At 71.0% G+C, this 11,211-nt stretch carries 10 protein-coding genes and 1 pseudogene; 2 read left to right on the top strand and 9 right to left on the bottom strand.

Annotated elements, in window-relative coordinates:
* Positions 1–713: pseudogene (locus Q0A33_RS02165) on the top strand (monooxygenase); the annotation flags it as partial.
* A gap of 53 nt (positions 714–766) precedes the next feature.
* On the opposite strand, the gene Q0A33_RS02160 reads toward Q0A33_RS02165, so the two are convergent.
* From Q0A33_RS02160 to rpsB, 8 genes are all read right to left on the bottom strand, one after another.
* Positions 767–1,465 carry a hypothetical protein gene (locus Q0A33_RS02160; protein WP_291792403.1) on the bottom strand — a complete coding sequence of 233 codons (699 nt, stop codon included), beginning with the start codon at positions 1,463–1,465 and terminating at the stop codon, positions 767–769.
* A gap of 3 nt (positions 1,466–1,468) precedes the next feature.
* The gene (locus tag Q0A33_RS02155; protein ID WP_291792400.1) at positions 1,469–2,026 is read right to left on the bottom strand and encodes a DivIVA domain-containing protein; all 558 of its coding nucleotides are present in this window, start codon (positions 2,024–2,026) and stop codon (positions 1,469–1,471) included.
* A gap of 8 nt (positions 2,027–2,034) precedes the next feature.
* A complete protein-coding gene (gene rlmN, locus Q0A33_RS02150; protein ID WP_291792397.1) occupies positions 2,035–3,384 on the bottom strand; it encodes a 23S rRNA (adenine(2503)-C(2))-methyltransferase RlmN in 1,350 nt (449 codons plus the stop codon).
* 40 nt (positions 3,385–3,424) lie between these two features.
* The gene (locus Q0A33_RS02145; RefSeq protein WP_291792394.1) at positions 3,425–4,705 is read right to left on the bottom strand and encodes a phosphatidate cytidylyltransferase; all 1,281 of its coding nucleotides are present in this window, start codon (positions 4,703–4,705) and stop codon (positions 3,425–3,427) included.
* Between the two features lie 7 nt (positions 4,706–4,712).
* The gene (gene frr / locus Q0A33_RS02140) at positions 4,713–5,270 is read right to left on the bottom strand and encodes a ribosome recycling factor (RefSeq protein ID WP_291792392.1); all 558 of its coding nucleotides are present in this window, start codon (positions 5,268–5,270) and stop codon (positions 4,713–4,715) included.
* A gap of 138 nt (positions 5,271–5,408) precedes the next feature.
* Positions 5,409–6,164: a UMP kinase gene (pyrH, locus tag Q0A33_RS02135; RefSeq protein WP_291792388.1), complete on the bottom strand. Its 756-nt coding sequence runs from the start codon at positions 6,162–6,164 to the stop codon at positions 5,409–5,411.
* Positions 6,165–6,509: 345 nt separating this feature from the next.
* Positions 6,510–7,337 carry a translation elongation factor Ts gene (gene tsf / locus Q0A33_RS02130; RefSeq protein WP_291792385.1) on the bottom strand — a complete coding sequence of 276 codons (828 nt, stop codon included), beginning with the start codon at positions 7,335–7,337 and terminating at the stop codon, positions 6,510–6,512.
* Between the two features lie 71 nt (positions 7,338–7,408).
* The gene (rpsB, locus tag Q0A33_RS02125) at positions 7,409–8,248 is read right to left on the bottom strand and encodes a 30S ribosomal protein S2 (protein ID WP_291792382.1); all 840 of its coding nucleotides are present in this window, start codon (positions 8,246–8,248) and stop codon (positions 7,409–7,411) included.
* A 501-nt stretch (positions 8,249–8,749) separates the two neighbouring features.
* On the opposite strand from rpsB, the gene Q0A33_RS02120 reads away from it, so the two are divergent.
* Positions 8,750–9,874 (top strand): D-alanyl-D-alanine carboxypeptidase family protein, encoded by a 1,125-nt coding sequence (locus tag Q0A33_RS02120; RefSeq protein ID WP_291792379.1) that lies wholly within the window; start codon positions 8,750–8,752, stop codon positions 9,872–9,874.
* 101 nt (positions 9,875–9,975) lie between these two features.
* Here Q0A33_RS02120 and Q0A33_RS02115 read toward each other — a convergent pair whose 3' ends face one another.
* A complete protein-coding gene (locus Q0A33_RS02115; RefSeq protein ID WP_291792376.1) occupies positions 9,976–11,139 on the bottom strand; it encodes a tyrosine-type recombinase/integrase in 1,164 nt (387 codons plus the stop codon).
* Positions 11,140–11,211 lie beyond the last annotated feature (72 nt).

Here is an 11,211-nt window from a genome sequence, read left to right as displayed (position 1 = left end):
TCACCGCCCCGGACGGCACCCAGAGCATCGCACTCGTCCCCCTCCGGCAGGGCGGGGTGACGCTCACGGACGACTGGGACGGGTTCGGCCAGCGCACCACGGGCACGGGGACCGCGGTCTTCGCGGACGCGGAGGTGCCCGCCGAGGACGTCTACCCCTTCGCGGAGCGCTTCACCTACCAGACCGCGCTCTATCAGGTGGTGCTGCTGGCCGCACAGGCCGGGATCGCCCGCGCCGCCCTCCGGGACGCCTCGGCACTGGTCCGCGACCGCACCCGCTCGTACTCCCACGGCAATGCCGAGCGCGCGGCGGAGGATCCGCAGCTGCTCGAGGTGGTGGGACACCTCGCCGCCGCAGCACAGACGGCCGAGGTGCTCACGGCCGACGCGGCGCAGGCCCTGCAGCGGATCCACGAGGCGGAGAACGGCGATCCCACGGTGCGGGACCGGCTCGGCGAGGCCGCGGAACTCGCCTCTGCGCGTGCGCAGGTGGTGGTCTCCCAGCTGGTCCCGGCCGCGGCCACCCGGCTCTTCGACGCACTGGGCGCCTCAGCGGTGCGCGAAGGAGCGGCGCTCGACCGCCACTGGCGCAATGCCCGCACCGTCGCCAGCCACAACCCGTGGGTCTACAAGGCGCGGATCGCCGGCGAGCACGCCGTCCACGGGCATGTGCGCACGGACACCACCTGGAGCGTCGGGGTGGCTTCCCGCTGAGCGGGGTGGAGTGCGCCGAGCGCAGTGGCCTGCGCCGGGTGCCGAGCCGGGGCTCAGTCGTGCAGCAGCCCGGCCGCGAACTCCGCGGCCTCGGCCCGGGTGAAGGTCCGGCCGGCCAGTGTGAGGGCCGTGGCCTCCGGGTCGGCGAACTTGGCGGCCACGGGTTCGATCCGCGCGTCGCGCATCATCGCATCGAGGTCGCGGGTGATGCCGCCGCCGCGCACCGCGATCTCCTCGAAGTGGGAGCGGACGCGGCGCACGGTGACGGTGAGGCCCGAGGCCGTGGTGGGGCCCGTGCGCGCTCCGGCGTCCCGGCTCGCGGCCCCGGCGTCCGCCCCCGGCCCGGTCTCGGCCGGAGCGGCGAGGATCGTGAGCGTCTCGGTGCCGTAGGCCCCGAGCGGCACTGCCGCCTCGGCATCCTGGAGCACCACTTCGAGCCCGATCCGCAGCCCCGCGAGGACCGCGAACGTCCGCGCCGGGTCCGGAACCGCATGCTCGACGACGAGCGCCGTGGCACCGTCCGCCCCCAGCACGCGGAGGACTCCGCCGAGCTTGGCCGTCCGGTCCAGCGCCTCCGCCCGGGTGATGTCCTCCGGGACCGAGAGCGCCTCCACCAGTCGCGGATCCGTCACCGGCCGGCCGTGCAGGGTGGGTGTCCGGGCCGGAGGCGCCGTGAGCACGACGTCATCGGCACCTCCCAGCGCGATCCGCCGGTCGAGGAGGTCGAAGGTGGGGTCGATCGTCTCCGTCACGGCTCAGTCCACGCTCGCCATGACTTCGACCACGCGGTCGATGAACGCGTCCACCTGGTCCTCGTCGTACGCCTGCTCGCCCTTGCGCGTGCGGAAGAGGACGCGGCGGACCTCGTCGACGCTCATGGGCTGTCCCTGGGTGAAATAGGCGTTGATCCGGTCGCACAGCGCATCGACCTCGGTCACGTCGTAGCCGACGGTGCCCTTCTCCGCCCGGTTGAACCGTTCCCCCGGCTCCCGCACGAGGCGCCCGCGCAGCGAACCGGCCGCACGGGTGAGCTCGTTCACCCACGCCTGCTCGCCGGACTGGGCGACCATGCGATCGCGCGCCTGCTTGGCGAAGGCGTCCTCCAGACGATCCAGCGCCGCGTCGACCACGCCCACGTGATAGCCCTTCCGCACGAGGTCGAAGCCCACGGTCCGGACCGCACGGGCGTCCAGGTCGCCGGGCTGGGGCGTCTCCCTGCTGTACGACTCACGCGCCCGCTTGAAGAAGCTGTCGACCTGGGCGGGGTCATAGCCGGACTTCCAACCCGTCATCCGGGGGAAATTCGTGTCCATTCCTCTCCTCACTCCGTCTCTGCGACGGACGTCGCCAGCTGTCCGCAGGCTCCGTCGATGTCCTTGCCGCGGGTGTCGCGGATGGTGGTGGGCACCCCGGCGTCCCGGAGCACCCGCACGAATTCTCCCGCCACTTCCGGCTCCGACGCCGTCCACACGGAGCCGGGAGTGGGATTGAGCGGGATGGGATTCACGTGCACCCAGCCCCTGCCGCGCGCGTTGAGCTTCTTGGCCAGCAGCGCCGCACGCCAGGCGTGGTCATTCATGTCCTTGATGAGGGCGTACTCGATGCTCACCCGGCGCCCGGTCCGCTCGAAGTAGGCGTACGCGGCATCGATCGCCTCGTCCGCGTTCCAGCGCGTGTTCACCGGGATCATCTCGTTGCGGAGACCGTCGTCCGGGGCGTGCAGCGAGAGCGCGAAGGTGACGGGGATGTCCTCCATCGCGAGCTTGTTGATGCCGGGGACCAGCCCCACCGTGGAGATCGTGATGCGCCGCGCAGACATGCCCAGGCCCGCCGGCTGCGGCTCCGTGAAGCGGCGGACGGCGTTCATCACGCGCTTGTAGTTGGCCAGCGGCTCGCCCATGCCCATGAAGACGATGTTGGTGACCCGTTCGGCTCCCACGGGTGCCGGCGCCGGACCCGCGACCGCCGAGGCGTCTGCCGGCGACGCATCGGCCTCTCCGGACTCGTCGCCCACCTCCGCCGCGACCTCGCCCAGCATGTTCTCGTCCGTGCCCGCCGTGGGTGCGAGCTCACCGGCGGCGATCACCTGGTTGGCGCGCACGACCTGCTCGACGATCTCCGCGGCGGACATGTTGCGCGTGAGGCCCTGCTGGCCGGTGGCGCAGAACGGGCAGTTCATGCCGCAGCCGCACTGCGAGGACACGCACAGCGTGATGCGGTTGCGGTACCGCATGAGGACGGACTCCACGAGGGAACCGTCGAACAGGCGCCACAGGAACTTGATGGTGTCGCCGTTGCCGGTGCGCAGGCGGTGCACCTCCGTGAGCAGCGGCGGGAAGAAGCGCTCCACCAGCTCTCCGCGACGGTCCTTGGGCAGATCCGTCATCCGCTCCGGGTCCGTGGTGCAGTGCACGAAGTAGTGGGTGGAGAGCTGCTTGGCCCTGAAGCCCGGCAGCCCCATCTCCTTGACCGCGGCGACGCGCTCGTCCATGGACATGTCCGCCAGATGCTGCGGCGGCTGGCTCACCCGGGGGCCGCGGAAGTCCAGCAGCGGCCGGCCCCCGCGGGTGGGAGTGCGTGAGGTGGACCCGTCTTCGTGCTCGACGACGGGGCGGACCTGCTTCCGTGAGGAGGTCCGCTGGGGTGCCGTGGTTGCGCTCTTCTCTGCCATACTGCACCCGATTATCGCACGCGCCGGCCTGAAAGGGCTCTCAGTCCGCCGCCGGGAGGAAGCCCGGGAGGAAGATGAAGAGAATGAGCGCCACCGGCGCGGTGGGCAGGATCGAGTCCAGGCGGTCCATGACGCCGCCGTGGCCGGGCAGCAGGGTCCCCATGTCCTTGAGCCCCAGATCGCGCTTGATCATGGATTCGGAGAAGTCCCCCAGCGTCGCGAACGCGGGGATCACCACGCCCAGCACCACGCCCGTCCAGAGCGGTGCCTCGAACGCCCAGTGGGCCATTCCCATGCCGACCGCGGTCGCCATCAGGACCGAACCGGCGAAGCCCTCCCAGGACTTCTTGGGCGAGATCGAGGGGGCGATCGGGTGCCTGCCCAGCGCCGTCCCCGCGAAGTACCCGCCGATGTCGCTGGCGACGACGAGAGCGAGGAAGCAGATGACGAGGAGATTGCCCTTGTCGAAGCTGAGCAGGTGCACCACGAAGCTCACCATCAGCCCCACGTAGGTGAGGGCGAAGAGGCTCAGACACACGTCCCTGACGGCGTTCCCGCGCCGGTGCAGGTCCTCGAGCAGGGTGAAGAGGAGGACCGCTCCGGCCCCGGCGGCGAACGCCACCCACAGCGCCTCCTGTCCGCCCAGGGCGGTGGCGACCACCATGCAGCCCGCGGCGACGATGGTGGAGACGGTGGAGACCCGGGCGCCGGACTGCTTGAGCGCGTTCGAGAGCTCCCACATCGCCAGGCACACGCCCAGCAGCGCGATCGCGACGAAGGAGACCGGGAGGAACACGAGGGAGGCGAGCACGCCGCCGCCCAGCAGTGCGCCCACTGCGACCGCCACAGGCAGATTGCGCCCGGCCCGGCCGTAGTCCTTCTCCGCCGGGGCGGAGTCCGCTCCGGGGGCGGCATCCGCCAGTGGCGCCTCCCTGTCCTCGGCTGCGGCGTCCCCCGAGACGGTGTCCGCGTCCGAGGAGGCATCCTCCTGCGAGGGTGCGGACTCCTGCTGAGGAACGGAGGCGGGCGCCCCCGGCACCGGCGGAGCCTGCGGAGGCAGGGGCGGCACGCGCTCCCCGTCCGGAGCTGCCGCGTCCGCCGGGGACGTGTCCGGCTGCGCCGCAGAAGGGTGCGCCTCGGGCGGCCCTGCCGTGGATGCGTCCGCCTCCCCCGCGAGTGCGGCCTGCGCGCGGCGCAGGACCTCCTCCGGGGTGAGCGGTCCCTCGCCGGCGGCCTTCGCCTCCTCCTCCACCTGCCGCAGCAGGCGACGGGTGGGGAGGGGTGCGGAGGTCGCCGGCGAGGGCGATGCGGTGTCAGTCACGTGCGCCTCAGACCTCGAGCAGCTCCGCTTCCTTGGCCACGAGGAGCTTGTCGACGGCCTCGACCTTGGACTTGGTGATCTCGTCGAGCTCCTTGATCCCGCGGTCCACCTCGTCCTCGCCGGTCTCGCCGTCCTTCGCGAGCTTCTCCAGCGTGTCCTTCGCCTTGCGGCGGATGTTGCGGATGGAGACCTTGCCGTCCTCGGCCTTGGTCTTGACGATCTTCACGTACTCCTTGCGGCGCTCCTCCGTGAGCTGCGGGAGCACCACGCGGATGATGTTGCCGTCGTTCGCCGGGTTGGCGCCCACGTCGGAATCGCGCAGTGCGCGCTCGATGTCGCCGAGGGCGGCACGGTCGTAGGGCGTGATGAGGATGGTGCGGGCCTCCGGCACCTGGAAGGACGCGAGCTGCTGCAGCGGCGTCGGCGCGCCGTAGTACTCGACCTCGATGCTGGAGAACAGGGCCGGGTTGGCACGGCCGGTGCGGATGTTGCCGAACTCCTCCTGCGCGACCTCGATGGCCCGGTCCATCTTCTGGCGCGCCTCTGCGAGCGTCTCCTGAATCACTGTGTCCTCGTCTCTGTGGTCGTGGCGTCTATCCCGGCCATTCTATTGCGTGCGGCACACCGCGCAGGGAACGGGTGCGACCGGCGGCACCCGCCGAGCGCCGGTGAGCTCGACGGGTCCGGCAGGCGGCGGTCGCGGTCAGGCGGTGACGATCGTGCCGATCTGCTCGCCCGCGATGGCGCGCGCGAGGTTGTCCTCCCCTTCCATGCCGAACACTCGCATGCGCTGCCCGTTGTCCATGCAGAGCGAGAAGGCGGTCGCGTCGACGACCTTGAGCCCGCGCACCAGCGCCTCCTGATAGGTGATCGAGTCGAGCTTGACCGCGTCCGGGTTCGTCCGCGGATCGTCGGAGTAGACGCCGTCCACCCCGTTCTTCGCGATGAGCACCTCATCCGCATGGATCTCCAGGGCGCGCTGCGCGGCGACGGTGTCCGTGGAGAAGTAGGGCATGCCCGCTCCGGCGCCGAAGATCACGACACGGTCCTTCTCCATGTGGCGGATGGCGCGGCGCGGGATGTACGTCTCCGCCACCTGAGACATGGGGATCGCGGTCTGGACGCGCGTGTCCACACCCGCCTGCTCGAGGAAGTCCTGGAGGGCGAGACAGTTCATCACGGTGCCGAGCATGCCCATGTAGTCGGCACGGGTGCGGTCCATCCCGCGGGAGGAGAGCTCCGCACCGCGGAAGAAGTTCCCGCCGCCCACCACGATGCTCACCTCGACCCGGCTCACGACGCTGGCGATCTGTTTGGCCACCCCGGAGACGACGTCCGGGTTGACCCCCACGGAACCTCCGCCGAACACCTCACCGGAGAGCTTGAGGAGCACGCGACGGCGCTCGGTGCGCAGCGGTGCGCCGGGCATGCGGGGGGCGTGTGCGGTGTTCTCGGACATGTCTGCGATCTCCTGGCGTGCGTGAAGCGGAAGCGGACCGCCGCTGATTCTACCCATTCGCGGCAGGCCTTCCGAGCGGAGAGGCCGGTCGCACGACACACGTGGCGAAGCGCACGCCCGGGAGGCCGCCCGCGGGCCGGGCACCACGGCACCGTGCGGCCGCACCCCTGGCGGCCTCCCCGGTGATCCCTCCACCCGCACACCGCCTCCGGCGCGCAGACGCGCCCGAGGCGGCCTCCCCGGGTGAGGGAGACCGCCTCGGGTGCGATCAGCTCGGACTGTGCGCAGAGGGCCGCGGCACGCGACTCCTGCGTTCAGACGAGCGCAGCGGATCCGACAGGCGGATCAGGCGCCCACGCGGAAGCGCAGGAAGCCGGTCGCCTTGACTCCGCCCTCTTCCAGGACGGAGGCCACGGACTTCTTGGGCTCCTTGGCGAAGCCCTGCTCCAGGAGGCAGTTGTCCTTGAAGAAGCCGTTGACGCGGCCCTCGATGATCTTGGGCAGCGCCTGCTCCGGCTTGTTCTCGTTGCGGGCGGTCTCCTCGGCGATCTGGCGCTCCTTCTCCACGAGCTCCGCGGGGACCTCGTCGCGGGAGAAGTACTGGGGCGCCATCGCGGCGATGTGCACGGCCACGTCGTGGGCGACCGTCTCGTTGTCGCCCTCGAACGCGAGCAGCACACCCACCTGCGGGGGCAGATCCTTGTTGGTGCGGTGCAGGTAGGACTCGACCTTCTGGCCCTCGATGCGGCCGACGCGCTTGAGCTCGACCTTCTCGCCCAGTGCGGCACCGCCCTCGGTGATGATCTGCGAGACCGGCTTGCCGTCGACCTCCGCGCTCAGCAGGGACTCGGCGTCGGCCGCACCGTTCTGGACGGCCAGGTCGAGGACCTGGTTCGCGAGCTCGATGAACTTGTCCGACTTCGCCACGAAGTCCGTCTCCGAGTTGAACTCGATGATCGTGCCGACCCCGCCGTCCACGTGGGTGGCCACGAGTCCGTCGGAGGTGGAGCGGCCCTCGCGCTTGGTGGCGCCCTTGAGGCCCTTCACACGGAGGATCTCGGTCGCCTTCGCCTGGTCGCCGTCGGCCTCGTCGAGGGCCTTCTTGACGTCGAGCATGCCGGCGCCGGTCTTCTCGCGGAGCTCCTTGATGTCAGCTGCGGTGTAGTTGGCCATGCGCTCTCCTTCAGTAGGGAGGTGTGGGGCCCGGCCGTCCCCCGATCGGGGGACGGCCGGAAGGGGACGGATCAGGCTTCGGTGGCGGCCTCGGCAGGCGCCTCGGCGGACTCCGCGGCGGGGGCCTCGGCACCCTCGCTCTTGCCCTCGAGGAGCTCGCGCTCCCACTCCGGCAGGGGCTCGACGGCGGAGACGTTCTTCTCCCCGCCCTCGTCGACGCCGTGGCGGACGATGAGGCCCTCGGCCACCGCGTCGGCGACCACGCGGGTCAGGAGGTTGACCGAGCGGATCGAGTCGTCGTTGCCCGGGACCGGGTAGGTGACCTCGTCCGGATCGCAGTTGGTGTCGAGGATCGCGATGACCGGAATGCCCAGCTTGCGCGCCTCGTCGACCGCCAGGTGCTCCTTCTTGGTGTCCACGATCCACACGGCGGAGGGCGTCCGCTGCATGTCGCGGATGCCGCCGAGGGTGCGGTCGAGCTTCTCGAGCTCACGGCGGAGGAGCAGGAGCTCCTTCTTCGTGTACATCGAACCCGCGACATCGTCGAAGTCGATCTGCTCGAGCTCCTTGAGGCGCGAGAGACGACCGGAGATGGTCTGGAAGTTCGTGAGCATGCCGCCCAGCCAGCGCTGATTGACGTAGGGCTGACCCACGCGCTTGGCCTGCTCGGCGATGGACTCCTGGGCCTGCTTCTTGGTGCCCACGAAGAGGATCGAACCGCCGTGTGCGACGGTCTCCTTGACGAACTCGTAGGCGGAGTCGATGTAGCCCAGCGTCTGCTGGAGATCGATGATGTAGATGCCGTTGCGCTCGGTGAAGATGAAGCGCTTCATCTTGGGGTTCCAACGACGGGTCTGGTGTCCGAAGTGGACGCCGCTGTCGAGCAGCTGGCGCATTGTGACGACGGCCATGCCGACGCCTCCTTCCGTGCGCTCCGCGGGCAGCGGGCGCAGCTGTCAGGCTGACACCTGGATGGTCGCAGTGCGCGCGTGCCCCTGTGGAAGGATTCGGGCGAGATGCCGTCACCCATCCGGGCCTGCGCACACGCACGGGCCCGGCGGGCCGTCAGCGGTTGCGGTTCATGCCTGGCACCCGCGGACCTCACCGGCGAACACTCGGGTTCGCACCGTCGGCCTGGTCCTGGTGGAGCGGATGCGCGAAGTCAGCACCGATCCGCCCTCGGTCCGCCTCACGAGGTGAGAGGTCCTGGCATGGACACAGTGCCGCTGGGAGCAGTCTAGTGCGCTTCACCGGCCGCCACAAACGCGCCCGGAAGGCCCGACCACGACGCGCACCGCAGCTGTGGAGTTCGGGGCCGCCCGTGCGTGCCCCACGGTGTGGACGATGCGCTCCCCGTCCACAGATCCGCAGCGGGGCTGGCCCCGATGCCCTGTCCGCGGTGAGGTGACGGCATGAGCATACTCACCAGTCTCCGCAGCGCGCTCGCCCTCCTCTCCTCCTGCACGCTCGTCCTCCTCCTCAGCACCCCGCTGGGCTCCCCGCCTGCCACAGCCGCGGTCGCGGCGTCGACCGCTGAGCAGGCGGATGCGGCGCTCACGAGTGCTGTGCAGGCAGGCGCTGTGCAGGTGAGTGCCGCGCAGGTACGTGCAGGCACTCTGCGGACCAGCACGGGCACCGGCGCGGAATCCCCCGCACATCCCACCACGTGGCTGTCCCCGGTCCCCGGACTCCGTGTGGTGCGGGGCTTCGACCCGCCTGCTCAGAACTGGCTGAGCGGCCATCGCGGAGTGGACGTCGCGGCCCTCGTCGGAGAGGAGGTGCGTGCCCCGGCCGCCGGCACCGTGCGGTTCGCAGGCACGGTGGCGGGCAAGCCCGTGCTGAGCATCGAGGCCTCCGGCTGGGTGATGAGCATGGAGAACGTCGACGCCTCTGTCGACGCGGGCGACGCGGTGCACCCGGGACAGCCCGTGGGGACGGTCGCCGATCCCCCTCACTGCCCGGACGGCTGCGTGCACGTGGGCGTCCGGAGGTCCGGGGAGAACGACCGCTACCTGGACCCGCTCGCGTTCTTCGGCGGTGACGATGCCGTCCTCCTGCCGTCCGCGGACGCACCGGAGGAGCTCCCTGCGCTGCCGCCGGACGCACAGCGCAGCGGCGCCGGCCCGTGGGGCGGCCACCGGAACGGGCGGATCCCCCAGGTCGCGATGTGTCCGCTGAGCGCGGCACCCGGGCAGGTGCTGCGCTGCGACGCCGCTCGCGCGTTCGATGCGCTCAGCTCCGCGTTCGCCGCCCGCTTCGGCGCGCCCGTGTCCGTGACGGATGCCTACCGCACCTACGAGACGCAGGTGGTCCTCAAACGACGCAAGGGGCGGATGGCGGCCACGCCGGGGACGTCGAACCACGGCTGGGGACTCGCTGTGGATCTGGGCAGCGGGATCAACCGCTTCGGCACAGAGCAGCACACCTGGATGCGGCAGAACGCTCCGCGCTTCGGCTGGATCCACCCCGCCTGGGCACGGCAGGACGGTTCGCTGCCGGAAGCCTGGCACTGGGAGTACTCGGGCGCGGCGCTCTGATGCGACGCTCTGACTCCCCGGGCTCTGCCGGAGTGAAGAGCCTCACACCCGCGGAAGAGCCCTTCGCACGTCCTCCGCCGATCGTTCGAACCGGGCCCCGCTCATGCCCGGGGATGAGCGCGGCCGTACACCACTGCCAGTCTGCCCATGGAGACGTGCGTGTAGATCTCCGTGGACCACATCTCATAAAAACAAAAATACTCCTGCACCTGCCGGATGTCCGCACCGTTCTCCACCATGTGGGTGGCGGCGGAGTGACGCATGCCGTGCGGGGAGAGCTCCGGAGATCCCGGGACGGCCGCGGTCGCCCGGTGCACCACCCGCCGCACCTGCCGGACATCCATCCGGCCGCCGCGCACACCGAGGAACAGCGCATCAGCAGAGGAGGCCGTGACGAAGACGGGGCGTCCGTGCTCCGTCCACGCGGCGAGCGCCTTCTCCGCCGGCAGACCGAACGGCACGCGGCGCACCTTGCCGCCCTTCCCCCGCACCGTGATCAGACGTGCCGTGCCGTCGACATCCGCACGGTCGATGCCGACGAGTTCGGAGACACGGACGCCGGTCGCGTAGAGCAGCTCCACGATCGCCGCGTCCCTGAGGGCCTCCGCACGCGCGCGGAGGGCGGCGGGCTCCCCTGCCCCGGGTTCCCGGCACGCCGGTCCGTGCTGTGCGCACGCTCGAGCCGTCCGGTCCCCGGTCAGTGCCGTCTGTTCCCCTGCAGGAACGGCGGGCTCCCCTGCCAGCGCGGTCCGGTCCTCGGCAGGTGCCGTGGGAGCCGCGAGGCGGTCCGGCGCCGTGCGGTCCGGCGCCGTGTGGTCCGGCCGTGTGCGGCCCGTGCTGCCTGCGGCCTCGGCCGCTGTGCTGAGCACTGCGTCCGCCTGGTCCTGCTGGAGCACCCGGGGAAGGCGACGCGGCTTCTTGGGCGAGCGCAGACGGAGCGCGGGGTCGGCCGGGATGCGGCCCGTGCGGTGACAGAACGCGAAGAACCGGCGGACGGCCGCCGTGCGACGAGCCACTGTCGCCGGCGATGCGCCGCCGCGTGTGAGTCCGAGGACCCATTCGCGCAGGTTGCCGGACTCCACCTCCCCCAGCGGCAGACCGTCCTCCTCGCCGCCGGCAGCGGCCTCCAGCCCAGCGAGCAGGGAGACCACGTCCCCTCGATACGCGCGCCGGGTGTGCGGGGACGCCCCCTTCTCCACCCGCAGGTGCGTGTCGAACGCCTCGAGCGCGTCGAGGTACTCGGCGGTGCGCAGCTGGACGGCCATGGCACCAGGATAGGCGTCTGCGCACCCGTGAGCCGGCATCGTGGGCCCTTCCACGGGCGCAGTGCCCGTGAC

The organism is Brevibacterium sp. (genome assembly GCF_022712115.1).
In the GTDB taxonomy this organism is placed as follows: Bacteria; Actinomycetota; Actinomycetes; order Actinomycetales; family Brevibacteriaceae; genus Brevibacterium; species Brevibacterium salitolerans.
This window is presented reverse-complemented; position numbering and strand designations above follow the sequence as displayed.